The sequence below is a fragment of the Methylobacterium sp. 142-1Y genome (assembly GCF_057747795.1).
This window is the reverse complement of record NZ_CM173224.1, coordinates 3,755,516-3,779,051: the sequence shown is the minus strand read 5'-3', so window position 1 is coordinate 3,779,051 and position 23,536 is coordinate 3,755,516. Positions and strand designations below refer to the sequence as shown.

Annotated in this window: 26 protein-coding genes and 1 tRNA gene; 10 read left to right on the top strand and 17 right to left on the bottom strand. The window is 70.6% G+C overall.

Annotated elements, in window-relative coordinates; all coding sequences use genetic code 11:
* Positions 1-123: 123 nt before the first annotated feature.
* The 7 genes from AC3AOF_RS17285 to AC3AOF_RS17255 all read right to left on the bottom strand — a co-directional run bounded on the left by AC3AOF_RS17285 (position 124) and on the right by AC3AOF_RS17255 (position 5,679).
* On the bottom strand, positions 124-1,599 hold the full coding sequence (locus AC3AOF_RS17285; RefSeq protein ID WP_488345991.1) for an HWE histidine kinase domain-containing protein: 1,476 nt from the start codon (positions 1,597-1,599) through the stop codon (positions 124-126).
* Positions 1,600-1,796: 197 nt separating this feature from the next.
* On the bottom strand, positions 1,797-2,144 hold the full coding sequence (locus AC3AOF_RS17280; RefSeq protein ID WP_488349009.1) for a DUF3088 domain-containing protein: 348 nt from the start codon (positions 2,142-2,144) through the stop codon (positions 1,797-1,799).
* Between the two features lie 29 nt (positions 2,145-2,173).
* Positions 2,174-2,752 carry a cytochrome b gene (locus tag AC3AOF_RS17275; protein ID WP_236989686.1) on the bottom strand — a complete coding sequence of 193 codons (579 nt, stop codon included), beginning with the start codon at positions 2,750-2,752 and terminating at the stop codon, positions 2,174-2,176.
* Between the two features lie 119 nt (positions 2,753-2,871).
* Positions 2,872-3,633, bottom strand: coding sequence for a TetR/AcrR family transcriptional regulator (locus tag AC3AOF_RS17270; RefSeq protein WP_488345990.1), 762 nt, complete (start codon positions 3,631-3,633; stop codon positions 2,872-2,874).
* Between the two features lie 165 nt (positions 3,634-3,798).
* Positions 3,799-4,566 carry a pyrroline-5-carboxylate reductase gene (proC, locus tag AC3AOF_RS17265; protein WP_236992762.1) on the bottom strand — a complete coding sequence of 256 codons (768 nt, stop codon included), beginning with the start codon at positions 4,564-4,566 and terminating at the stop codon, positions 3,799-3,801.
* Between the two features lie 50 nt (positions 4,567-4,616).
* Positions 4,617-5,120, bottom strand: coding sequence for a type III secretion system chaperone family protein (locus tag AC3AOF_RS17260; protein WP_203154757.1), 504 nt, complete (start codon positions 5,118-5,120; stop codon positions 4,617-4,619).
* Between the two features lie 280 nt (positions 5,121-5,400).
* Positions 5,401-5,679, bottom strand: a complete 279-nt coding sequence (locus tag AC3AOF_RS17255; RefSeq protein WP_236989688.1) for an accessory factor UbiK family protein — start codon at positions 5,677-5,679, stop codon at positions 5,401-5,403.
* 223 nt (positions 5,680-5,902) lie between these two features.
* Here AC3AOF_RS17255 and AC3AOF_RS17250 point away from each other — a divergent pair, with 223 nt between their 5' ends.
* The 3 genes from AC3AOF_RS17250 to AC3AOF_RS17240 all read left to right on the top strand — a co-directional run bounded on the left by AC3AOF_RS17250 (position 5,903) and on the right by AC3AOF_RS17240 (position 8,841).
* Positions 5,903-6,619, top strand: coding sequence for a response regulator (locus tag AC3AOF_RS17250; protein WP_236989689.1), 717 nt, complete (start codon positions 5,903-5,905; stop codon positions 6,617-6,619).
* Entirely contained in the window at positions 6,616-7,998 is a 1,383-nt protein-coding gene (locus AC3AOF_RS17245; protein ID WP_236989690.1) for a sensor histidine kinase, read from the top strand. The genes AC3AOF_RS17250 and AC3AOF_RS17245 overlap by 4 nt, the downstream gene beginning before the upstream one ends.
* A 183-nt stretch (positions 7,999-8,181) precedes the next feature.
* A complete protein-coding gene (locus AC3AOF_RS17240) occupies positions 8,182-8,841 on the top strand; it encodes a hypothetical protein (protein ID WP_488345989.1) in 660 nt (219 codons plus the stop codon).
* 151 nt (positions 8,842-8,992) lie between these two features.
* Here the strand turns inward: AC3AOF_RS17240 and ruvA are convergent, their stop codons facing one another.
* Together ruvA and AC3AOF_RS17230 are read right to left on the bottom strand one after the other, a co-directional pair.
* A complete protein-coding gene (gene ruvA, locus AC3AOF_RS17235) occupies positions 8,993-9,619 on the bottom strand; it encodes a Holliday junction branch migration protein RuvA (protein ID WP_236989692.1) in 627 nt (208 codons plus the stop codon).
* Positions 9,620-9,738: 119 nt separating this feature from the next.
* Positions 9,739-10,344, bottom strand: coding sequence for a PAS domain-containing protein (locus tag AC3AOF_RS17230; RefSeq protein ID WP_236989693.1), 606 nt, complete (start codon positions 10,342-10,344; stop codon positions 9,739-9,741).
* A gap of 259 nt (positions 10,345-10,603) precedes the next feature.
* Here AC3AOF_RS17230 and AC3AOF_RS17225 point away from each other — a divergent pair, with 259 nt between their 5' ends.
* Complete coding sequence (locus tag AC3AOF_RS17225) at positions 10,604-11,455, top strand: MT-A70 family methyltransferase (RefSeq protein ID WP_236989694.1); 852 nt, start codon at positions 10,604-10,606, stop codon at positions 11,453-11,455.
* Here AC3AOF_RS17225 and AC3AOF_RS17220 read toward each other — a convergent pair.
* Both AC3AOF_RS17220 and AC3AOF_RS17215 read right to left on the bottom strand, forming a co-directional pair.
* A complete protein-coding gene (locus AC3AOF_RS17220) occupies positions 11,445-12,248 on the bottom strand; it encodes a BglII/BstYI family type II restriction endonuclease (protein WP_236989695.1) in 804 nt (267 codons plus the stop codon). The genes AC3AOF_RS17225 and AC3AOF_RS17220 overlap by 11 nt on opposite strands.
* Positions 12,249-12,811: 563 nt before the next feature.
* Positions 12,812-13,840: a P63C domain-containing protein gene (locus tag AC3AOF_RS17215; RefSeq protein ID WP_488345988.1), complete on the bottom strand. Its 1,029-nt coding sequence runs from the start codon at positions 13,838-13,840 to the stop codon at positions 12,812-12,814.
* A gap of 395 nt (positions 13,841-14,235) precedes the next feature.
* On the opposite strand from AC3AOF_RS17215, the gene AC3AOF_RS17210 reads away from it, so the two are divergent.
* Positions 14,236-14,312: transfer RNA gene (locus AC3AOF_RS17210), tRNA-Pro, on the top strand.
* A gap of 25 nt (positions 14,313-14,337) precedes the next feature.
* On the top strand, positions 14,338-14,646 hold the full coding sequence (locus tag AC3AOF_RS17205) for an ETC complex I subunit (RefSeq protein ID WP_236989697.1): 309 nt from the start codon (positions 14,338-14,340) through the stop codon (positions 14,644-14,646).
* Between the two features lie 13 nt (positions 14,647-14,659).
* Here the strand turns inward: AC3AOF_RS17205 and AC3AOF_RS17200 are convergent, their stop codons facing one another.
* Both AC3AOF_RS17200 and AC3AOF_RS17195 read right to left on the bottom strand, forming a co-directional pair.
* On the bottom strand, positions 14,660-15,730 hold the full coding sequence (locus tag AC3AOF_RS17200) for a spore photoproduct lyase family protein (RefSeq protein ID WP_488349008.1): 1,071 nt from the start codon (positions 15,728-15,730) through the stop codon (positions 14,660-14,662).
* Positions 15,731-15,757: 27 nt separating this feature from the next.
* The gene (locus AC3AOF_RS17195) at positions 15,758-16,939 is read right to left on the bottom strand and encodes an MFS transporter (protein WP_488345987.1); all 1,182 of its coding nucleotides are present in this window, start codon (positions 16,937-16,939) and stop codon (positions 15,758-15,760) included.
* Positions 16,940-17,407: 468 nt separating this feature from the next.
* On the opposite strand from AC3AOF_RS17195, the gene AC3AOF_RS17190 reads away from it, so the two are divergent.
* The 3 genes from AC3AOF_RS17190 to argE all read left to right on the top strand — a co-directional run bounded on the left by AC3AOF_RS17190 (position 17,408) and on the right by argE (position 19,386).
* Positions 17,408-17,608 carry a hypothetical protein gene (locus tag AC3AOF_RS17190; RefSeq protein WP_236992764.1) on the top strand — a complete coding sequence of 67 codons (201 nt, stop codon included), beginning with the start codon at positions 17,408-17,410 and terminating at the stop codon, positions 17,606-17,608.
* Between the two features lie 109 nt (positions 17,609-17,717).
* On the top strand, positions 17,718-18,059 hold the full coding sequence (locus AC3AOF_RS17185; protein WP_236989699.1) for a DUF1491 family protein: 342 nt from the start codon (positions 17,718-17,720) through the stop codon (positions 18,057-18,059).
* A 136-nt stretch (positions 18,060-18,195) separates the two neighbouring features.
* Positions 18,196-19,386 carry an acetylornithine deacetylase gene (gene argE, locus AC3AOF_RS17180; protein ID WP_488345986.1) on the top strand — a complete coding sequence of 397 codons (1,191 nt, stop codon included), beginning with the start codon at positions 18,196-18,198 and terminating at the stop codon, positions 19,384-19,386.
* A 7-nt stretch (positions 19,387-19,393) separates the two neighbouring features.
* On the opposite strand, the gene AC3AOF_RS17175 is transcribed toward argE, so the two are convergent.
* The 4 genes from AC3AOF_RS17175 to AC3AOF_RS17160 form a co-directional block, all read right to left on the bottom strand.
* On the bottom strand, positions 19,394-19,651 hold the full coding sequence (locus AC3AOF_RS17175) for a hypothetical protein (protein WP_236989701.1): 258 nt from the start codon (positions 19,649-19,651) through the stop codon (positions 19,394-19,396).
* A 344-nt stretch (positions 19,652-19,995) separates the two neighbouring features.
* A complete protein-coding gene (locus AC3AOF_RS17170) occupies positions 19,996-20,745 on the bottom strand; it encodes a Crp/Fnr family transcriptional regulator (RefSeq protein WP_488345985.1) in 750 nt (249 codons plus the stop codon).
* The gene (locus tag AC3AOF_RS17165; protein ID WP_488345984.1) at positions 20,735-21,301 is read right to left on the bottom strand and encodes an HWE histidine kinase domain-containing protein; all 567 of its coding nucleotides are present in this window, start codon (positions 21,299-21,301) and stop codon (positions 20,735-20,737) included. Before AC3AOF_RS17165 ends, AC3AOF_RS17170 begins: the two co-directional genes overlap by 11 nt.
* Entirely contained in the window at positions 21,301-21,768 is a 468-nt protein-coding gene (locus tag AC3AOF_RS17160) for a chemotaxis protein CheB (RefSeq protein WP_488345983.1), read from the bottom strand. The genes AC3AOF_RS17165 and AC3AOF_RS17160 overlap by 1 nt, the downstream gene beginning before the upstream one ends.
* 348 nt (positions 21,769-22,116) lie before the next feature.
* Here AC3AOF_RS17160 and tnpC point away from each other — a divergent pair, with 348 nt between their 5' ends.
* The gene (tnpC, locus tag AC3AOF_RS17155; protein ID WP_236993540.1) at positions 22,117-23,400 is read left to right on the top strand and encodes an IS66 family transposase; all 1,284 of its coding nucleotides are present in this window, start codon (positions 22,117-22,119) and stop codon (positions 23,398-23,400) included.
* Positions 23,401-23,536 lie beyond the last annotated feature (136 nt).

Here is a 23,536-nt window from a genome sequence, read left to right as displayed (position 1 = left end):
AAGTTGCGGATCGAATTGCAATCTTTGCATAACTGCTGTTGATTGCATTTTATTTTTTCGATAAAATAGCTCAATTTCTAGTTAAAAGCTAATGTAGCTTCCTACCGCCCGGATTACTCAACGTCAACCGCCCGCCTTCCCCGCCACCCCCACCTCCGGCAACGGCGCCTCCACCTCCGCCACCACGCCCCCCGGCCGATAATCGACCGCCGCCGTGCCGCCGATCTCGGCGGCCAGCACCCGCTCGATCATCCGCGAGCCGAATCCGCGCCGGCTCGGGGCCGAGACCGGCGGGCCGCCCGTCTCCTCCCAGCGCAGCCGCAGGACGCCATCGCCGGTCACGCTCCAATCGAGGAGCACCCGTCCCTGCTCGTTCGAGAGCGCGCCGTACTTGACCGCGTTGGTCGCCAGTTCGTGCAGGGCCATCACGAAGGCGAGCGCCAGCCGCGGCGGCAGGCGGACGGGCGGTCCGGCGATCCGGAAGCGCAGGCCCGCGCCGGTGCGGAACGGGTGCAAGGCCTCCTCGACGATCTCCGCCAAGGTGGCGCCCTCCCAACTCTCGCGGGTCAGGACGTCGTGGGCGGCGGAGAGCGATTGCAGGCGGGCATTGAAGGCGGTGCGGGCCTCGGAGAGCGAGGTCGCGTGGGTCAGGGTCTGGTTGGCGATCGACTGGATCGTCGCCATCGAGTTCTTCACCCGGTGGTTCAGCTCCTCGGCGAGCAGGGCCCGGTGCTCCTCGCCGCGCTTGCGCTCGGTCACGTCGAGGGTGATGCCGGCCATGCTCGAGGGGGCGCCGTCGGCGTCGTAGAAGGGCTGGCCGCGGGCCTGGAGCCAGCGCACCTCGCCGGCCGGCGTGCGGACCCGGTACTCGATGTCGTAGTCGCTCCGGGTCTCGATCGACTCGCGGACCGCGACCTGCATCCGCTCGCGGTCTTCCGGCAGGATCGCGGCGATCAGGTCGTCGTAGGTGAACGGCGCGTCCGGCTCGAGGCCGACATTGCACTTGCAGTTCGCCGACGCCCTCAGCCGCATCTCGGCGAGGTCGAGGGTCCAGGAGCCGAGGCGGGAGGCCTTGAGGATGAAGTGCAGGCGCTCCTCGCTCTGCCGCAGGGCCTGCGTGCGCTGCGCGATCTCCCGCTCCAGGGCGTCGCGGTCGCGCTGCAGGCGCACCAGCCGGTCGCGCTCCAGCGTCACGTCGAATTGCGAGGCGAAGAAATAGGTGAGTTGCCCGGCCTCGTCGAAGACCGGCGAGACGAGCAGGCGGTTCCAGAACGCCTCGCCGGTCTTCTTGTGGTTGAGAAGGTCGATCTCGATCGGCTCACGGCGCGCGATCGCGTCGCGGATCCGCGCGACATCGGCCGCGTCGGTCTCGGGCCCCTGGAGGAAGCGGCAATTGCGGCCGACGATCTCCTCGCGAGCATAGCCGGTCAGCCGGGTGAAGGCGTCGTTGACGAAGACGATCGGGTTGTCGGGCCGGTGCGGATCGGTGATCACCATCGGCATGCGCGTCGCCCGCACGGCGGCGGCGAACGGGTCGGGACTGGCGCCTGTCCGAGTCAGCTCGGCCGCGATGCGGCTGTCGTCGCGGGGATCGGTCACGCTCGGGTCGCCTCCTCCGCGATACCGGACGAGTGGTCGCGATGTACCACATCCCGCGTCATCGCCAACGGCCCGGCCTCATGCAACGCCCGTGGTTGCTGCAAAAGCGCGCATCCTGTGACCGCAGTCTTCTTGTGGACGATCCATTCGCCCGATCGGCTATGTCGTGAGCCGAGGTGGCGGAAACAACCCCCCCCTTACGGATGCGGTTCCGGAAAACCGTGGCGCTCGTGCAGCGTGCGCAGGATCGCGTCCTTGTCGTCGACGAAGCGCAGGGCGCCGTGGCGGACGGCGGCGAGGGTATCCGGCGCGTCGGGGGCCAGCACCAGGAGCGGCAGCGACTGATGCGCCTCGCCGAGGCGGTCGATCAGGGCCTGCCGCGGCCGCGGCCAGGGCAGGCGCGTCACGTCGAGGCGCCCGGCCGGGGCGGGAAAGCCCGCGAGCACGCCCTCGATCAGGGCGCAGTGCCAGCAATAGAAGCGCCGGCCCGGAAAGGCCGGGTCGGCGAAATCCGGGACCAGCAGATAGAGGTGATCGCGCAAGATCCTCGATCCCCGATCCTCACACGTCATTGTCACACGTCCTGGCGCGGCAGCATCCGGTCGAGCAGGGCGTCGCGGCGGGCGATCAGATGCCAGGCGGTGGCGAGCACATGGAGGGCCACCAGGGCGTAGACCGCGTATTGCCCCACCACATGGATCTGGTCGGCGAGATCGGACACCGCCTTGTTCTTCTCCATGAAGGGCGGGATCGGGAACAGGAAGAAGTATTGCGTGGTGTTGCCGGCGGCGGCCGACATCACGAAGCCGCTTGCCGGCATCAGCAGGAAGACGGCGTAGAGCAGCCAGTGGTTGATGCGGCCGAGCAAAGCCAGGCCGCGGGGCACGTAGACCTCCGGCGGGGCCGGATGCCAGGCCCGCCACAGGATGCGCAGCGCCACGATGGCGAAGATCGTGAGGCCGACCGACTTGTGGAGCTGGAAGTAGACGCCCTTGGCCGGGCTCGCCGGCAGGCTCGTGGCGATCCAGGCCAGCGGCAGCACCGCCAGCACCAGGGCGGCGGTGAGCCAGTGCAGGCCTTGCGCCAGGGCGTTGTAGCGCGGCTGCTCGACGCGGGCGATCGTCACCGGCGCACGGGTGGACAGGTCGAGCATCCGGAAGGGTCCTCTGGAGTGCCGCCGTCGTGGCGAGGGCGGATCACCCCGGGAGGCTAGACAATGCGCGACGTACGGTCACCCTGGAATCGCTCGAATCGTCGGGGATGGAAGCGGCGTCAGATCGCCGCCGCCGGATCGCCCCCGAGCGGATTGCCCTCGTCCTCGTTGCGGTCGTCGTGACGGTCGTCCCGCCGGCGCCGGCGGCGTCCGCCCTCGGCCAGCGACTGGGCCAGCGCCCGGAACGGCGCGGTCAGCCGGCGCACGTCCTCGGCGCGTTCCATGAAGCGCTCGCCGTTGCGAATCTCGCGGTCGAGGGCCGCCATGGTGCGGGCGAGCGCCGGGTCGTCGTCGTCGAGCCACACCTCCATCACGCGGGCGAAGGCGATCGCCACGCCCTGGAGCTTGACCCGGCCGAGCGGCCCCTCGGTGCCGATGCCGGCCGAAGCCAGCATGAAGCGCTGCGAGTTGAGCGCCACCTGGTTGAGGGCGGCCAGCGACAGCAGGTCGCCGCGCAGCGCGAAGGCGATGCGGCGCAGCGCCGGCTTGTAGGGATCCATCGCGTCGAGGCGGCGCATCAGCACGTCGAACAGCCGCTCGCGGGTCGGCTCGTCGTCGAGGTCGTCGCTGGCGCCTTCCAGCACCTGCTTGTCGATCATGCGGGCGAAGCCCCCGAGCACCGCCCCCTTCGAGGGATAGGCGTCGCGGAACTCGGCCAGGGTCACCCCGGCCTCGCGGGCGATGTCGGCGATCTCGATGTCGTTCCAGGGCTGCTCGGCGGCAAGCCGCATCAGCGCTTCGACGATCGCCTCCCGCGGCGGCAGGCGGGCGGTCTCCTCGCCGGACGTCGTGACGTCGGACGCCTTGGGAGTGCGGGCCATGGATGGACGCTCCGATACCGTTGGGGCGAAGGGGAGGGTGCGTGCGCCTCTCCCCGAGGCGGGTCGCCGCCTCGACCGCCTATCTAGGGATCGCCCCGCCCGCCGGGCAGGGGGCCGCGGCGACGCGCCCGCGTGAGGGGCGGGTGATACGGTATGGCGGACCCGTCAGCCCGCCAGCTCGCCGGCCCGGCGTTTGGCCGCCGCCACCGCCTCGCGCATCAACGGGCTCAAGCCCGCCTCGGCCATCAGCACGTCGAGCGCCGCCGCGGTGGTACCGCCGGGCGAGGTCACGTTCCGGCGCAGGGTTCCCGGTTCCTCGGGGCTCCGCCCCAGGAGCTCGCCCGCCCCCGCCACGGTCTGGCGGGCGAGGCGCGCCGCCACATCGTCCGGCAGCCCGGCGGCGATGCCGGCCGCCGCGAGCGCCTCGGCCATCAGGAAGACGTAGGCCGGGCCGGAGCCCGAGACGGCCGTCACGGCATCGATCAGGTCCTCGCTGTCGAGCCACTCGACGAGGCCGATGCCGGAGAGGAGCGCGTGCGCCGTGCGGCGCTGGTCTTCGCCGGTCTCGGGCGAGGCCGCCGCCCCGGTGGCGCCCCGGCGGATGCTCGCCGGCAGGTTCGGCATCGCCCGCACCACCGCGCGGGCGCGGGGCAGGCGGTCCTTCAGGTTGGCGATGGTCTTGCCGGCCAGCACCGAGACCACCAGCGTGCCGGGCCCGGCGAGCGGCGCCAGGGCAGGGCCTGCGGCCTCGAGGCCCTGCGGCTTGATCGCCAGGACCAGGGCCTCGGGCTCGGCCGGGTCCGCCGGGTTGAGGGCGATGCCGTGCGCGGCACACAGCTCGACCATGGCGGGGGCGGGATGGGGATCGACGACGGTGACGCTGCCGCCCGGCAGCCCGTCGGCGAGCCACCCCTCCAGCATCGCGCCGCCCATCTTGCCGGCGCCGACCAGGATCAGCGAGGCCGGCAGGTGGCCGCCCCCGCTCACGCCTCGCCCTCGGTCTCGAACAGGACCGCGTCCAGGGCCTCACGGGCGGTCTTGCCGGCCCAGATCACGAACTGGAACGCCTGGAAGTAGCGCTCGCAGGCCTCGACCGCGGTCTTCAGCATGGTCTCGCACTGGCCGTGGGTCGGCTCGGCGCCGCCGGTGAGCAGCAGCGCGTGGCGGAACATCACCACGTGCTCGCTGTTCCAGAGGTCGAAATGCCCGACCCAGAGCTGCTCGTTGACCAGCGAGACGAGCCGCAGCACCTCGTTGCGGCGCCGGTCCGGCACCTTCAGGTCGAAGGCGGAGGCGACGTGCAGGGCCTCCACGTCCTCGATCCACGTGAAGGCGACGTGGTACTCGGCCCAGCGTCCGGCCACCGCCACCGACATCTCGTCGGTCTCGGCACGATCGAAGATCCAGTCCCGGAGGGAGGCGAGGCGTTCGACGACATCGAGCGGGTGCTCGGCGCGGTTCAGGTCGTCGATGTTGAGCTGGGTCATGGCGATCCAAGTTTGGCTCGTCCGAGCGGGAAACAGCTGCGTCAGCGGACGCGGCGAGTGTCGTCTTCAAGGCAGATCGCGACCCGGGCACGGTCAGGCCGTGCAGGCGAAAAGCTTAAGTTCCGACTTGTCTCCCCTGAGCGGCTGCGAATCAGTGCGTGACCCACTATAGCCCGGGCGAGTCGAGGGACTCAAAGCGGAAAGCCGCGGCGGCGGCGGCGCACCGCCGGCTATCCACCGAAGCTTCCTGTGCACAAGCGAGACGGATCGGGACGCGGCGTCAGGCCGTCGCCGTGCCGCCCGGAGCCGCGCCGGACACCGTCGCCTTGGCCTCGAGCGCTGCGACCCGGGCCGTCAGGGCGTCGTTCTGGGCGCGTAAGGAAGCGACGAGGTCGCGCAGTACCTCCACCTCCTCGCGGGTGGCGACGTCCATGTCGCGCAGCAGGCGCTCGGCCTGCGTCTTGACCATCGTCTCGGCCTCGCGGCGCACGCCTTGCGCCGCGCCGGCGGCGTCGGTCATCAGGCGGGCGAAGTCGTCGAACAGGCGGTTCTGCTGCATGGAAAACTCTCCGGGGCTGGTCCGTGATGCACAGCCCTAATGCATTTTGTGGCGGAATGGGCCCCGGTCCGGGCTCCCCATCGCGCGAAAATGCGGCACCATCGCGAAAAGCCCGTCCGGGACGGCATCGGTTGCGCGACGGTGTCGCGCGGTGGTGCCAGCAACAGACGGATGCACAATGATGGCTTCAAGCAAAACCCGGTCTCGGGCATAAGGCGAACCCGTGAGCACGACACCGCACATCCTGATCGTCGAGGACGATCGCGAGATCAGCACGCTGGTCGCCCGCTATCTTCGCGGCAACGATTGCCGGGTCTCGATCGCCGGCGACGGCCGCGAGATGGACCGGCTGATGGCCGATTCCCGCGTCGACCTGGTCGTCCTCGACCTGATGCTGCCGGGCGAGGACGGGCTGTCGATCTGCCGGCGCCTGCGCGCCGGCTCCGGCATCCCGATCCTGATGCTGACGGCCAAGAGCGAGGAGATCGACCGGATCGTCGGGCTCGAGATCGGGGCCGACGACTACCTCGCCAAGCCCTTCAACCCGCGCGAATTGCTCGCCCGCATCCGGGCGATCCTGCGCCGCGGCTCGGCCACGCAGGGACGCGAGGACGAGGGCGTACGGCGCCACGCCTTCGCGGGCTTCGTGCTCGATGCGGGCCTGCGCCAGCTCCTCAACCCGGAGGGCGCCCAGGTGGCGCTCACGGGCGCCGAGTTCGACCTCCTGCACGCGATGTGCCTGCGTCCGGGCCGGGTGCTCTCCCGCGACCAGCTCCTCGATCTCACGCAGGGCCGCGCGCCCGGGCCGTTCGAGCGCAGCATCGACGTGCTGGTGAGCCGCATCCGCCAGAAGATCGAGCGCGATCCGCGCAACCCGGAGATGATCAAGACCATCCGCTCCGGCGGCTACCTGTTCACGCCGGAGGTGGTCTCGACATGACCGGGCGCGGGCCGCTCACCGGCCGCATCGCCGGGCAGCTCGCCCTGCTGGTGGTCGCCGCGATCGTCGTGACCCACGTGGTCGTGACGGTGGCCTTCCTCCTCCTGCGCCCGGAGCTGCGCCGCTCCGAGGAGCGGCCGAGCGCGCTCGCCAACCGCCTCGTCACCGTCGTCCACATGGTGGCGGCGGCCCCGCCCGAGGACCGGGGCGACGTGGTGGCGGCGGCCCGCCACAGTGCCTCGGCACTTCACCTCACCCTGCTGCCCGCGAACGAGCCGAATGCCCCGGCTCCGTCGAACGCCGACGTGCCGGAGATTACCGGTCTGCGGGCGGCCCTGGGACCCGGCTACGGCATCGCGGCGGATCACCTGCCCGCCGGCGCCCTGCACCTGCGGATCGCCGGGCCCGGCGGCCTCCAGCTCAGCGCCGACCTGCCGCCCCTGCCGCTGCCGCACCCGCCGCTGACCAGCGCGGTGCTGATCACCCTGGTCTTCCTCGCGCTCTCGCTCACCCTCCTGTCGATCTGGGCGACGCGCGCCCTCACCGCGCCGCTGGCGCGGCTCGCGGAAGCCGCGGAGGCCTTCGGCACCGCCACCGAGGCGCGGCCGCTGCCGGAGCGCGGCCCCGAGGAGGTGCTGGCGGTGTCCCGGGCGCTGGGCCGGATGCGCGACCGGGTCCTGCGCCTGATCGACGACCGCACCCACATGCTGGCGGCGATCAGCCACGACCTGCGCACCCCGATCACCCGCCTGCGCCTCAGGGCGGAATTCCTGGAGGACGAGGCCCTGCGCCGGCAGTTCCTGCGCGACCTCGACCAGATGAATTCCCTCGTCGAGGCGGCCCTGTCCTTCGTGCGCGACGGCCAGTCGCGCGAGGGCCAGTCCCGCGAAGGCCTGAGCCTCGTCGACCTCGCCTCGGTGGTGCAGACGGTCTGCGACGGCTTTGCCGATATCGGCGAGGCGGTGCGGGCCGAGGAGGTGCGGGACGAGGCCCTGCGGCCGGCCCTGGTGCGCGGCTCGTCCGCCGAATTGCAGCGCGCGCTCACCAACCTGATCGACAACGCGGTGAAATATGCCGGCGGCGCCACGGTGCGCCTCGTCGAGGCGGAGCCGGGCCGCGTCGCGGTCGAGATCCTGGACGAGGGCCCGGGCATCCCGGAGGAGGAGCGCACCCTGATGCTCCAGCCCTTCGTGCGCGGCGACCGCGCCCGCACCCTCAACGAGGCCGGCGGCTTCGGCCTCGGCCTGTCGATCGCGACCGCCATCGCGCAGTCGCATGGCGGCGCCTTCACCCTGGAGAACCGGGAGCCGCGCGGCCTGTGCGTGCGCCTCGAACTGCCGCGGGCCGTCGGTACGGTGCCGCGCCAGCAGGCGGCGTGAACCGCCTGCCCGGATACGGTCGGCGACGATGTAACCCCCCGTTGCGGCGCACCGCCGTGCAACGGGCGGAAACCATTCTCCCGAGACGACGAAGGATCTCTTAAACGGCGGCGGCTGCAGCCTGATCCGCGTCGGGGATGACCGATCGTCCCCGCTCGCCACACGCGAGGTTCCGGCCCCATCATGACGACCGTCTCATCCTCCAGCGCGGCCGCCCCGCCGATCAGTCAGCCCAGGTCCGAGAAGGCGGGCGCGCACAAGCAGCGGCTCCTCGACCGGATCTCGGCGCAACAGCAAGCCGGCAGCCTCAGCGCCACCGACGCGAGCGCGCTGACGAGCGCGGTCCAGGACATCGACCAGGCGATGTCCGGCGCCTCGGACACGTCCGGTTCCGGTGGCACCCGCCTCGATCCGGCCCAGGCCAGGAGCCGGATGGACGACCTCATCGGCGCCGAGGTCACGAAGGGCACCCTGACGAGCGACCAGGCGACGACGCTGAAGAACCTGCTGTCGTCGCACAAGGGGAGCGACCGCGATGGGGATCGTGATGGGGATCTTGGCGGGGATCGTGATGCGGATCTTGGCGGCGTCGGCGGCGCGGGCGGTGCTCCCCCCGGCCTGCCGTCCCCCGGAGCGGCCGATGCCACCGGCTCGACGCCGGCCACCTCTGCGGCCGCGACCGATCCGGCCTCGACGGCCACGAGCGCCAGCGACCTGCTCGCGGGCTTCATCAAGCAGCTCCAGGACGCCCAGGCACAGACCCAGGCGAGCGGCTACGGCGCGAGCGGCACCGGCAGCACGCCGACGAGCAGTCAGGCGGCGGTGTTCGACTTCAAGGTCTGATCGTCCGGTCCGCGCTCGCTCCGGCCGGTCCTGCCGGATCGCTGTCCGCGATGCGGAAGCCGGCGCCGCTCGGGCGCGTGGGGCCAGCGGCTCCACCGCGTGACCTTGCCGCGACAGCGTGTCGGTCGGAGACCGTGCCGCCCGGGCCCGGTCACCGTGCCAGCTCGCGCAACCCGAGGCGGATCAGGGTCTTGGCCTCCATCGCCGCCGCCCCCTCGCCGGCGCCCTTGAGCGCCGCGGCCACGGCTGCCGAGGCCTGGACCTGCGCGTAGCCGAGATTGACGAGCGCCGAGATCGCATCGGCGACCGGCTGGGGCGCGGTGTTGTCCTCCACCGCTCCGCTCAGCTGGATCAGGGCCGGATCGACGGGGGAGAAGGCGGGCGCCTTGTCCTTCAGTTCGGCCACGAGGCGAGCGGCGAGGCGCGGGCCGACGCCGGGGGCGCGGGCGATGGCGCCCTTGTCGCCGGTGGCGATGGCGGTGGCGAGGTCGCCCGGCTCCATCACCGAGAGCACGCCGAGCGCCACCCGGGTGCCGACGCCCTGCACGGTCTGGAGCAGGCGGAACCACTCGCGCTCCGCATCGGCCCGGAAGCCGTAGAGGCGGATCATGTCCTCGCGCACATGGGTCTCGATCGCCAGCTCCGCCGCCTCGCCGGTGGAGGGCAGGCGCTGGAGCGTGCGGGCCGAGCAATGCACCACGTAGCCGACGCCGTGCACGTCGAGGATCACGAAATCCTCGCCGTAGGAATCCACCACGCCCTTCAGCTTGCCGATCATCGCCTGCCGGATCTCTGGCGGGCGAGAAGCGCCCGGGTCCCGGCCTTAGCCAGACCGGCCCCGGCCCACAAGCCGCATCGATGCGGCGCGTCGCCCCGGCGCGTCCCGGACTACGGCCGTCAGCTCAGGCGGCGCAGATAGGCCCGGCGCAGGCCCTTGCCGATCTCGCGACCGAGTTCCAGGAGCAGCATGTCGACGATCCGCAGCAGGAACGGCCGGTCCGCCGTCACGAGGGCCTCGCGGGCGGCGATGCAGGCCTCGGCGGCCTGCTCGAGCGGGCAGTCCGGCCGCGCGTCGACGCAATGGTCGTAGGCGGTCTCGCTCAGCGCGCTGCCGGTCATGTCGACCAGGATGCCGTGCGCCCGCACCGGGCGGCCGCCGCGGTCGCGCTCGTAGCGGGCGCGGGAGAGGACCCACAGGGTCCCGCCGGCGGTGTTCCGCACCCGGAACTCGGCCACGAAGGAGCCGCCCTGCGCCGCACCCTGGTGCATCCGGGCGAGGACGGCGTCGCGGTCGTCGGGATGGATGCGGGCCGCGAAGACCCGTAGGGGCACGCCATTCGCCAGGCGGTCGAGATCGGCCCCGAACAGGTCGCCGGCGACATCGTCGGCATGCATCCGGTCGTCGGCGATATCCCACGACCAGGTCCCGACCATGTCCACCGTCGCCGGCAGTATCGGCCGCCCCGCACCGGCGACGCGCATTCCCTCGGCGTCCCTGATCATGGATCTCCGCGGCCTCCGCCTCGCCCGACGCCCCCGGAGTATCGGACGCGTTTCCGGCCTTGTGCGCTCTCCCGGCGAGGCCGGTCAATGCAGGTATTTTGCGGTGGTCCTGACGGTCGCGCCGCGATGAACGCAAGGTCCGGCCGCCGGTCGCGGACCGCCGGACGGGCGCGGAGACGCGGCTGAACGGCGTCGATACCCGGGCTATGCGACCGGCGATCGGTGCCGTTGTGGCGGGGCGGTCGATCCCGGGCCCGAGGTGGATGCCTTCCACGCCGAGGTGCCGTCCTTCGTCGTCCCGATCACCGGCGATGCGAGCGGGGTGGATGGCGTCATTCTGCCCGCGACGACGGGCGCCGCATGGGCTACGGTCGGCGCAGATCTCACTGTGAACCCAGTCATCATCTCAGGTCGGGTTTTTATGAAGCAATCGCCGCCTCCGATCGATGTCGGCTCGTCCGCCGAAGATCTTCGCGCGTTTCTGGCGGCGAAGAAGACCAAGTACGGGACGGTGATGGCGGATCCGCCGTGGCAGTTCGTGAACCGCACCGGTAAGATGGCGCCGGAGCACAAGCGCCTCTCCCGCTACGCGACGATGACGCTGCCCGAAATCTGCATGTTGCCCGTCCAGGAGGCCGCCGCCCCGGTCAGTCACCTGTACCTTTGGGTCCCCAACGCCTTGCTGCCCGAGGGGCTGGAGGTCATGCGGGCCTGGGGTTTCGCCTACAAGTCCAACATCGTCTGGCACAAGATCAGGAAGGACGGTGGTTCCGACGGGCGCGGCGTCGGTTTCTACTTCCGGAACGTCACCGAGCTCCTGCTATTCGGCATCCGGGGCAAGAACGCTCGCACGCTCGCCCCGGGACGGACGCAGGTCAACATGCTGCAGACCCGCAAGCGGGAGCATTCCCGCAAGCCGGACGAGCAGTACGACCTGATCGAGGCCTGCTCGCCCGGGCCGCGCCTCGAGCTCTTCGGGCGCGGTGTCAGGACCGGCTGGCACACCTGGGGAAACCAGGCCGACGACAGCTACGCGCCGACATGGGACACCTACGCCCATCATTCCCGGGCGCCGGGCCACCGCGACGAGGACCGAATCCTCATCGATTAGAGGTGTCGTCGATCGACTCGGCCTCGCCCTCATCAAGGAGAGCTTCCACGACCGCCTCCGGCTCGCCGAACGTCACGATGGATGCCGGCAGGCCGATCAGCAGCAGGGGGCAGGGATTGCCGACGCCGCGATGGACCCTGTCCTCGAGCTTGCGCCAATGCGTCGTCGCGGCGCCGAACTTGTCGGCGACGAACGACGCCGACCACGCCTCGGGGAACGTCATGCCCCCGCGCTGACGGCTGGCGTAGTTGTTGCGCTGCCGCTTCGTCGGACTCAGTCCTAGACCCGTCAGGTCGTCGACGGAGGCGAGGCCCCGCTCCTCCGCGAACCGACGTACCAGCGCGCGGAGCTCGTCCTGGAGGGACGCGCCGCGCGTCACGATCACCCCGATGCTGATCGCGCCGTCCGCGTGCAGGCGCTTGAAGTTCTCCAGGTCCCGATCGAAGAACGGGTCCTTGTTGTTCCACTCGATCTCCAGGGCGACGGTGCCCGCGGCGAAGTCGCGGATATGGTCGACCTCGTGCGACTGGCTCTCCCGCGCCCGGCCGTCGATCACCCGTTGGACGACGAAGTTGTGCTTGCGCCAGCCCCGATCCTTGAGGGCGCGCCGAAGCCGCTGGGTGCCTTTCGTCTCGCCGCCACCCGATCCGACGATTTCCTCGATGGGGACGGACGACGCGAGCAGGATCTGCTCGATCTCCGTGGCGACCTCGGGGAAATCGACGCCCAGGATCGCCCGCGCGTGCGAGCGGAATTCGATCTGGAAGCCGGCTTGGGCGAGAGAGTCGAGCATGCCGGCTGGCTACCAGACCGAGTGATCGGGATCCACCAGGTTGTAGCCTGCGCCACGGCCCTGGTCGCGCGGTTGGGGCCGGGGTCCTTGTCTGGGTCAGGTTCCGGATGTTTCGCGAGGCGAACTCTACAAGCACAAGGTGCCACTCCATGCTCCTGGCACGGTGAGCGACGCCATGGTGCACCTGCAGGGGCCGGCCGAGGTGCTGACTCTCCTGCGGGAGATCCGGGATCTTATACGCTTTCCGATTGATCGCTTCGCAATGCGGAAAGCGGCTTCGCTCAGGCGCCGCGCGGGCTGATGATACGGAATCCGGAAGTGATCGTCCGGATTTCGTATCATGCGGCAGATGGTCGAACTGCTGCGCTCCATCGACAGGGAGCAGATCCGTAACCACGGCCACGACTGACCCGGGGCGGCCCGGACCCATCCTGCTGCCCGCCCGTTGGCCCCGCGGATCTTCAAGGCCTCGAGACCCGCCTTCAGCCCCGCCGGCAGCCGCTGTGCGGGGCTTTTATATTTCCTAGGTTTTGGTCTCTTCGCGCCGCTGCCAAGATGTCTGGCTAAAGCCCCTCGTCGGGCTCGGGATCGCTGAAATCGATATCCAATGTCCGATCGTAGCGCGGGTGGATGCGATCCATCTTGCGCTTAAAATCCGGGTAGTCGTCGCTCAATTTCATTGCTGTAATAACTGATGCCAGGTGCTCGCGCAACTTCGGGTGTCCAAGTTCGGGTGTGAGCTTACGATGCAGTTGAGCTTTCGCTCGACCCGAAGCCGTTTTCGGTACGGTCCGCTTTAATTCTTCCAGAACTCCCGGAGCTAGGCGCTTATAAACGATGTCGTTGGTAAGGTGTCCAAAGTACTGCGGCTTCCGGACCGTATCCCCGGGGTACTCCAATCCGCGTAACCGGAACAACTCGTTGTAGAACTCATCTGGGAATGTGCGGACCCAGGGCTGTAACTCCTTGGCGATGAACCGCTCGAGGATCTGCGCCAAGGCATCTGACGCACGGTGGCGCTGATATCCCGTAGCCTCGTCGACCATGCCGACGATGCCGACCCGCGCGAGCCCGCGCATAATGAGTTCGCACTGCTGGGCAATTGGCAACTGCTGCTTCTGCAGCACACGCGCGGCTCGCGCAGCAAGAACTGCTTCGCACAACTCGACCAAGATCTCGGCCTCGTAACCGTAGGCCAACGCGCCGCTCGGCGTGATGAAGTGGATAGGGTTGCGGACTCTCTCGGCTAAGTCATTGCTGATGAATGGTTTCAGCAGCTTTCCGGACACGAAAAGCTCAAGCCGACTCATACCGGCCTTCATACTACCACCGGCCGCCATTCCCAAGGCGCCCTGGAATCCACCGGCTGAGAGCACACGGCGCTCGTCATTGAGGACGTAGCAGGGGATCCGCATGTCGCCGATCTTGAGCGGGCGATCGTCGGTCCCGAACTCGGCGTTCGGGAGGTCCTTGCGCTCTGGCACCGCTTTCTCCCAACGAGCACGCGCGCCCGCCGCAGCAATCTCACGCTTGCGCTCCGTGGAAAGATTGCGAGCGCGCGAAGCGCCGCCTTTTTTCTGTCCGTCCGACATCGCGGCACCTCATGCTTGGATGACCAAGCATGAGGTGGTGCTTGCTTCAGCAAGCACAAGAGGCGATGCGCGGCTCTTTTCATCGGGAGCCTCATTCCTCAGCCGGGGCTGCCTCGCATCCTGGGCCGCGAACTCGTCGATGGGCCGTTAGCGCGCCAGGACGGCCGCGGCGATGTTGAGGCGCGGTAAGGCCGCCACGCCACGAGATCGGCAGTGGTAGGGCAGGGCGGTAGGGCTTCACCATGCCCGATCCCAATCGGAACAAGTCACGAACGACTGGTGGGACTTTTCCGGGACTCTGCGCGCCGAAGCGGCATTTTCGAGCACCTTCGCGCCCCTTCCGCCCCGCCCCGCAGCTTGCACCCTGACGGGAATTTCACTAGGACACGAGGCATCGGGGCGTAGCGCAGTCTGGTAGCGCATCTGGTTTGGGACCAGAGGGTCGCTGGTTCGAATCCGGCCGCCCCGACCATTCAGCCCACGGATCAGAGCCCGCGATGTCGACCGCCCGCATCTTCCGCCCTGCCAAGGACCCGACCCAGTCCGGCCTCGCCCGGACCAAGCAGTGGACGCTGGAGTTCGAGCAGACGAGCCCGCGGGAGACCGAGCCGCTGATGGGCTGGACCTCGTCCTCGGACATGCTGCAGCAGGTGCGGCTCGAATTCGACACCAAGGACGAGGCGATCGCCTACGCGACCCGCGAGGGGCTGGCCTACCGGGTCGAGGAGCCGCAGGAGGCCCTGCGCCGCGGCCTCTCCTATTCCGACAACTTCAAGTACAACCGCACCGCCCCCTGGACCCACTGATCCCGGCCGCGACTCAGAACGCGTAGCGCACGGCGCAATAGGGCAGCTCCTCGGCGAGGAGCGCCTTGAACCGGGCAAGCCACCGGCCCTTCCAGCGCGCACGGTAGCGCAGGTTCTCCATCCCGCCCTCGGAGCGCTTGGTCTCCTGGATGTCGGGGCGCCACAGCAGCGCCTCGGCCTTCGGGTGCCAGCGCAGGTTCACGTCGTGCAAAGCGACGTTGTGGGTGAGGAAGATGATCTCGGCCTTGAGCTGCGCCCTGGCAGCCGGGCCGATTCCGGCATCGAGCGCGCGAAACAGCATCCGCCAATCCTCCTCCCAGCCCTCGTACAGGATCACCGGCGAGAAATTGACGTGGACCTCGTAGCCGGCGGCCACGAAATCGTCGATCGCGGCGATCCGCTCCGGCATCGGTGAGGTGCGCACGTCGACCACCCGGGCGATGCGCTCGGGCATCAGCGAGAAGCGGATCCGGGTCTTGCCCTCCGGCGCGTAGGCCAGCAGGTCGCGGTTGACGAACTTGGTGGCGAACGAGGCCCTGGCGTTCGGGATCGCCCGGAACAGCCCGACGAGGTCGCGCACGCTGTCGCAGGCGAGGGCATCGACCGAGAGGTCGCCGTTCTCGCCGATGTCGTAGACCCAGAATCTCTCGTCGATCTGGTCGGGGGCGGGGAGGGGGCCTTGGGCGGCGGCGTGGCGCTGGATCGCCCGGCCGACGGCCTCCGTGTTGACGAACAGGGTGATCGGGTTGGCGTAGCCCTTGCGGCGCGGCACGTAGCAATAGGCGCAGGCCATGGCGCAGCCGTTGGAGCTCGACGGCGCGATGAAATGGGCGCTGCGCCCGTTCGGCCGCGAGGCCAAGCCCTTCTTGACCCCGAGCACCAGGGTCGAGCGCTTGATCCGCACCCAATCCTCGACCGAGCCGGCATTGCCGTGCAGCTCCGGGATGTTCCAGTGCGACGGCACTTCGATCCGCCGTGCGTCGGGGAAGCGGGCCAGGACCTCCCGGCCGCGGGCGAAGTCCTTGACCGCGGGCTCGTGGTAGATCGTGTCGATGGCGAGCAGGCGGGCGGGGGGACTGGACAGGGGGCGGGCTCTGCCGAAAGGAGACCGTCAGGATCTAGGGTGGTCGCGCGGCTCCAGCAGGGGCACCAGCAGGGACGCCGCCGCGAAGGCGCCGCCGACGGCGCAGAGCGCCGGCCATCCGCCGGCCGCGAAGGCCCGGGTGCCGGCCGAGGCGCCGAGCGCCCCCCCGGCGAAGATCGCCGTGAAGAACACCGTGTTGATCCGCCCCCGCGCCCCGGGGGCGAGGGCGTAGACCCGGGTCTGGTTGGCGATCAGCGCGGTGTTGATGCCGATGTCGATGAGCAAGACCCCGACCGCGAGCGCGACCAGCGAGTGGCCGCCGAAGAGGCCGAACACCAGGAAGGCGGCGAGCGTCAGCACGGCGCCGCCGACCAGCACCGGGCGCGGGCTGCGCGTATCTGCGAAGCGCCCGGCGACCGGAGCGCAGAGCGCGCCCGCCGCGCCGATCAGCCCGAACAGGCCGGCCCCGGCGGGATCGAGCCCGAAGGGCGGCGCCTCGACGAGGAGCGCCAGCGTGGTCCAGAACGCGTTGAAGGCGGCAAACAGCAGCGCCTGCGCCAGGGCGGCGCGGCGTAAGATCGGCTGCTGGCGCACTAGGTCGAGGATCGAGCCCATCAGCGCGCCGTAGCCGATGCGCGCGGCGGGCGGCGTCCTCGGCAGGCCGAACCAGGCGAGAGCCGCGAAGGCGACCGAGAGCCCGGCCGCGCCGAGGAACACCGCCCGCCAGCCGAGCCACGCCCCGACGAAGCCGCTCAAGGTCCGGGCGAGCAGGATGCCCAGCAGCAGGCCCGTCATCACCTGGCCGACCATCCGGCCCCGCGTCGCGTCCGGCGCCAGTTCGGCGGCGAAGGGCACCGCCTGCTGCGCCGCCGTCGACAGTACCCCGATCAGGAAGCTCGCCAGAACCAGGACGCTCAAGGAGCCGCTGAAGCCCGCCAGGACCAGCACGGCGGCCAGCAGCAGGAGCTGGCCGACGATCAGGCTGCGCCGCGCCACGGCGTCGCCGAGCGGCACGAGGCCGAGGATGCCGATTCCGTAGCCGGCAAGCGTCGCGGTCGGCACCAGCACCGAGGCGTCGTGGCCGAAGACCTGGACCAAGAGTCCGAGCAGCGGCTGGTTGTAGTAGATGTTGGCGACAGCCCCCCCGGCGATCAGGCTGAGGCTCAGGCGGGTCGCGGCGGAGAGGGGCGGCATGGTCGCGTCCTGCATGAGTGCGTCCTGCGTGCGTGTGTCTTGCGCGGGGAGCGTCTCGAAGGGGGACGCGCGCCCGACATAGCGGGTTTTCGCGCTGCGGCACCGGGGCCGCCCGCACGGGGGGGCCGCCCTGCGGGCATGCCGCATCGCCGGCCGAGGTCGGCCGAGAAGATCGGCCAAGCTCGATCCGGCCGTGCCATCGATCACACGCCCGTGAGGCACCTTCCGTGAGCGGAGATCGTCGCCACATGATGGATCGAGCGAGCCCGAAATACCGACTTGCTCTGGTGCAGGATGCGCCGATACCTTTTTTCCGATCGTGGTCGATCGGTTCCCCGACGGGTGAGACGCGACAGACTGGGCGGAGCGCGGACGCGTGCTTCATTCCTGGTCCCGGCCGATGGCCGCGGCGCGGTCGCCTCGGGAGCCGGGAGCGGTAACCCACCCGTCATCGACGCGATCCATCGCTGGAGGAGACGGATGATGTCGCCGTACCGCGTACAGTTCGCCAAGCAGATCCTCGGGGTCCCGTTCACCGTCGGGACCGTGGAAATCGCCCGCGCGCGCGATCCGGAGCGGGCGGTCCGCGCCGCGACCTTACGCTTCGCCCGCCAGCACGGCGTCGAGGATTGGCGCGAGCGGGCCGACGTGGCGGAGGTCAATGGCGCGGCTCCGGCCTCCTGATCCCGGACCCGTCTCACATCCACGGTTCGAAGCAGCGCCCGATTGCCCCGCGATCGGGCGCTGTCCTATGAGGAGCCGGCGACACCCCCCTCCGAGGATGCCCCGCCCGATGGCTCGCCTGCGCTCCGATTTCTGGGTCGCCGCCCATCTGCGCCGCTGCGCGGTCGAGGGGGTGAGCGCGGTGCAGCGCCGCCGCGGCGCGCCGGAGGCCGGCGCGATCTTCGTCAAGGTCGACCGCCTCGACGGCCGCGCCGATCTCTACGGCCCGGCGCCCCAGGCCCTGTTCGAGGGCGACGAGACCGCCGGCCGCCGCTTCGAGACCCTGATGCGCGAGGCCCTGCCGCCCGACGTCGAGGCCCGGCTCGCCCGTGAGATCCGGTTCGATTCCGACCTCTGGATCGTCGAGATCGACGACCGGGAGGGGCGGCATTTCCTGGATCTCGCCGAGTAGGGCCGGACGGCCCGCTGTCCGTCGGCGCCGGAACGCGGCATAAGGGGGCGGCTGCCCGCCACGCGGTGGCATCGGCCCTGCAAGCCTCGCGGGGTCGCGTTTTTTCGTCATCCCCCGTCAGGCCTGCACTCTTCTCATGACGCCCTCCGACCCAGCGGTCCCCGATTCCACGCTCTCCGCCATCACGGACCTCCTCGCCACCCTGGTGGGTTTCGAGACGGTCAGCTCGGCGAGCAACCTGCCCCTCGTCGATCACGTCGAGGCCTATTGCCGCCGCCACGGCGCCGCGGTCGAGCGGGTGATGGACGAGACCGGGCGCAAGGCGGCCCTGTGGGTGACGGTCGGACCCACCGACCGGCCGGGCTACGTGCTGTCGGGCCACAGCGACGTGGTGCCGGTCGAGGGCCAGGACTGGACGCACGACCCGTTCCGGCTGACCGAGATCGACGGGCGCCTCTACGGCCGCGGCACCTCGGACATGAAGGGCTTCCTCGCCGTCTGCCTGGCGCTCCTGCCCGAGATGGCGGCGGCCCCGCTCACCCGGCCGCTGCACCTCGCGATCTCCTACGACGAGGAGGTCGGCTGCCTCGGCGTCCGGCCGCTCATCGCCCATATCCGTGCGCGCGGGATCGCGCCGCTGGGCTGCTTCGTCGGCGAGCCGACCGGCATGGCGGTGGTGACCGGCCACAAGGGCAAGTACGGTGCGAAGGCGACGTTCCGCGGCCGCGCCTGCCACTCGGCGCTGGCGCCGACGGGGGTCAACGCCATCGAATACGCCGCGCGCTTCATCGACAGGGTGCGGCTCACCGCCGAGGGCCTGGCCCGGGACGGCGCCCGCGACGACCTCTACGACGTGCCCCACACGACCGGACTCACCGCCCTCGTCCAGGGCGGCACGGCGTCCAACATCGTGCCGGACCGCTGCACCGTCGCGTTCGAGTTCCGGGCCATCGCCGCCGACGATCCCCGTGCCCTCGCCGAGACGGCGCTGGCCTACGCCCGCGACGTGCTGGTGCCGGAGATGCAGGCCCGGGATCCGGCCAGCGGCCTCACGGTCGAGCCGACGATCGATTATCCGGGCCTCGACATCGCCCCCGACGCGCCCCTCGTCACCCTGGCCAAGCGCCTTGCCGGCCGCAATGCCCACGCCAAGGTGTCGTACGGCACCGAGGCCGGCCTGTTCCAGAGCCTCGGCGACATCCCCTCGGTGGTGATCGGCCCCGGCGACATCGCCCGCGCCCACAAGGCCGACGAATACGTCGAGACCGCGGAGCTCGCCGAGTGCGCGGGGTTCGTGCGCCGGCTGATCGTGGAGAGCCGCGCCTGAGACAGGCTCAGCGCCGCGGCTCCAGCTCGCCCATCCGGGCGGCGCGGCCCTGCTCGACGTGCCAGCGCGCATCGGCCACCTGCCGGCGCAGGCTGTTGCGGCGCCAGAGATGATAGAGGCGGAGCGGGTAGCGGGCGGTGCCGGCCCGGGCCTCGTGGTGGGTGAGGCGCCGCAGCAGGCCCGGCAGGCAGGCGCCCGCCGCCTCGCCGGTGGCGATGTCGCCGAGGCGGACCTGGCGCCGCAATTCGGCCCGGTAATCCTCCACGCCCGTTTCCCCCCTCGCCCATCCGTCTGAAGGAGATGCCGTGCTCGGTGCGGCGCCGACAGGATGGGAAGGTTCGCCGACGGTGGCAACGCGGCATCGTCGCCCGTCTGCAAAAGGCGTAAGCGGCCGCCCAAAAAGAAGCCCTGCCGGCGGGAGCGAGCAGGGCGGTGAAGTCGACTTGGGGGCCTCAGCAACATCCCTGATGGTCGTCCACCCGGTCGAGACCGGGCCAGCAGGGACGGTCGGGCAAGAATTGCCGCAACACTCGCGATGTTGCTGGTCTTTTTCAGGCCATTCCATCACCTATGTGAAGATTCGGCGGGCCTGTGCAGTATCCTCGGCGTTCAGGGGCCGTGTGCACCTGCATAATCCGCGATCGAGACGAGGGCCGGCACGTCGCGCAGGGTGATGGCGGTGGCGCGCTGCTCGATCAGGCCGTCCCGGCGCAGCTGCTGCATCGTGCGGTTCATGTGCACCACGCTCAAGCCGAGCGCATCGGCCAGCACTTCCTGGGTGATCGGGAACGAGAACCGGTTCTCCTGCACCCTGTCCACCGCGGCCAGCCGCTCGCACAGCTCCAGGAGGAAATGGGCGACGCGCTCGTAGGCGGTCTGGCGACCGAGGCGCACCACCTGGTTGACGAGCCAGAACTCCTCCATCTCCCGCGCCTGCCGCAGGGCCGCCGCCAGGCCGGTCCCGCGGTCCGGCGGGGTGTCCTGCGATGCGGCGCGCTCGCGCAGGGCGCCCGCCTCGCAGACGAGGGCCGGCGTCAGGGTCGTGACCGAGCCGAAGGGCAGCGGGCGCCGGCGCAGGTCGAAGCCGATCAGGTCGCCGGGCAAGAGGACGACGACGATCTGGCGCCGCCCGTCGGCGAGGAGCCGCTGGCGGCAGGCCCAGCCCTCCATCAGCACCTGCGCCCGCGGCGCGGCCTCGCCGTCGCGCACCAGCTCGGCCCGGGCCGGCACCGGCACCGGACGGGCGGTGACCTGGCGCAGCAGCCCCTCCTCGTCGGACGTCAGCGGGGCGTAGCCGTATAGCTGGCGCAGGACCGCGTCCGGGGCGGCGAGGCCGCGGGCGAGGGGCTCAGCCGGCACCGTCGGTCTCCCCCGACGACGCACCGGGCGCCTGCGGCACGCCGGCTCCTGCCTGCGGCGCTCGGTTCACGGCCCGCGGCGTTTGGACCGGCAGCTCGACGATGCAGCGCACGCCGCCGGGGCGGTATTCCGGGGCCGTCGTGGCACAGCACTCGTAGACCGGCCCCTGCGCGATCAGCTCGCGCCCGAAGCCGCGCCGGGTCGGCGCCGTCGCCAGCAGGGCGGCGCCGCTCTCCTGCCATTCGAGGCGCAGGCGCTTGTCCGCCCCCCCGCCGGAGACGCGCCAGGCGATGGCGATCCGCCCCTCCGGCCGGGCGAGCGCCCCGTACTCGATCGCGTCGGTGGCGAACTCGTGCAGCACCAGGCCCAGGGTCTCGGCGGTCTTCTGCGGCAGGCGCACCTCCGGGCCGGTGAGGGTCGCCTGGCCGCCGTCCCGCACCGCGTGCGACAGTACCTCCTCGCCGACCGGCTCGGCGAGATCGGTGGCGGCGTCGGCGCTGCGGGTCAGGATGGTCTGGGTGCGGGCGAGCGCCCCGAGCCGGCCGTCGAGATGCATCACGAAGTCGTCGAGTGCGGCTCGGCCAGGGTCAGGCCGCCCGCCGCCTCAATGGCGGTGATGCCCAGCGTCCCGTCGCCGACGGCGAGCACCGCTGCTCCGGCGCTGGCGGCCTGGTCCTCGCCGAGGGAGACCAGGACGGTGTCGAGGGTGCCCCGCCCGCCCGGGTTGTCCGTCGCCGCGAGGCGGAACCGCCCCTGGACCAGGGCGACGGTGCCGTCCTCGGGCAGGAGGTCGAGGTGCCCGGTCTCGACCGGGGCCGGCGCCAGTCCCGTGCGCCGGCGCACCGCGTCGATCGCCTCGCGTTGCTGGAGCGCCACCATGACGGCGACGCCCGGCATCTCCGACGCGTCGGCGAGGAAGCGTCCCAGGGACTCGATCGCGGCTCCCGAGGTGCCAACGCCGACCACCCCCGGCCGCTCGTCCGCGCCATCGGTGCCCGGTTCCGCGCGGGTCTTCCTCGCCAAGGGTCGTCGCCTCCGGTGCACGTCGTATCTGAGGTTGCTGCCGACAGTCCCCGACCATACGCGCCCGGCGCCGCGCTGTCAGGCCAAGCGGCGGCAAACCCGCGGCTTATCGGCCGGATGATCACCTGCCCGCCGAACCTGCCCCCGGTCGCCGCGCAGGCCGTGCCGGCGATCGGGTGTTCTAGGCAGACTTGCGTTGGCAAGCCAACGCTTCGTCCGCTTAGGTTGTTGTTTTATCGCAGATTTTGTAATTACCCAGGGGGGTGCCGTGACGGGCGGCTCGGTCGCGGCTTAGGTGTCATGTCGCCCCCCCTTGCCGTCTGATGGTTTGGCTGATTCCCTGTCGGGATGAGCCGCAGCGATTTGGAGCGCCTGAGCAAGGAGGAACTGATCGAGCTGGTGCTGAAGCTGCACCGGCCGGAGAAGACCTCGCGCACCTCGTCCAAGCCGCCGGCCACGGATCGCAAGGAGAGGCGGGAGAAGTCCCGTCCCGGCGGGGCCAAGCCCGGGCATGAGGGCCACAAGCGGGCGCTGACCCCGGATCCGGATCAGGTGGTGGAGCATCGGCCCTGCGCCTGCTCGTCGTGCGGCGAACCACTGCCGGCCGACCTTCCGGCCGAGGTCGTCAGCGTGCACGAGCGGATCGACCTGCCGCTGGTTCGCCCGGTGGTGGAGCAGCACCGGCGCCTGTGCGTGACCTGCCCGGCCTGCCGGACCCGGGTCGCCGCCCGACGCCCGGCGGGAGCCGACGCGACACCCTTCGGGTCGCGGCTGCACGCGGTGGCGACCTACCTGAAGACCTTCCAGGCGCTGTCCTACGAACGGTTGCAGGCGGCGTTGTCGGACCTGTTCGGGCTGAAGCTCAGCCAGGGCGGGCTGATGAACGTGCTGCGGCGCGCCCAAGGCTGCTTTGCCGGGGGCCGGGACGCGGCGCTGGCGCGTCTGCGGCAGGCGCCGGTGGTGGCCTCGGACGAGACCGGGGTGCGGATCGAGGGCACCAACAGCTGGCACTGGGTGTTCCGCTGCGAGGAGGCGGTGGTGCATCACGCCGCCCCGAGCCGGTCTGCTGCTGTCGTCGGCGAGGTGATGGCCGGGCACCGGCCTTTGGTGTGGCTCTCGGACCGGTACTCGGCCCAGCAGGGACACGGCGAGCGCCAGCAGACCTGCCTGGCGCACCTCGCCCGCGACGTGGCCTATGCAGCCGAAGCCAGCGACGACCTGCTCGCCCTGCGGTTCAAGTGGTGGCTCGACAACGCCTTCGGGCTCGCCCGCCGGCTGACCGCGTTGGCCGCCTCGACCCTGGCGCGCAAACGGCGCGAGTTGGAGGGGGATCTCGACGCCCTCCTGAAGGTGCCCGCCACCTGCGACCTCACCCGAGCGCTCCAGACCCGGATGCAGCGGGCGCGCGACCAGCTCCTGACCTTCGTGGCCTTCCCGGGGAAGGTCGACGTGACCAACAACGCCTGCGAGCGCGACCTCCGGCCGGCCGTGGTCCAGCGCAAGGTGACAAACGGCTATCGGGCGATGTGGGCGGCCAAAGGCGAGGCAGACGTGCGCACCGTCGTCGCCACCGCCGCCCTCCGGACCAAGGCCACGCCCTTCACCACCCTGCTCGCGACCATCACCGCCTGAGCAACCCCCCCTCCAAGTGAAAGAGGGGGGGGCGGAAAACGCGCGTGCCGAAAAATACCCCCTGGGTAATTACCAGATTTTTTTCGCAAAGCCGGCCACCACTTTTGCGAAATCTGCTTAGGATGAGCGGGGCATC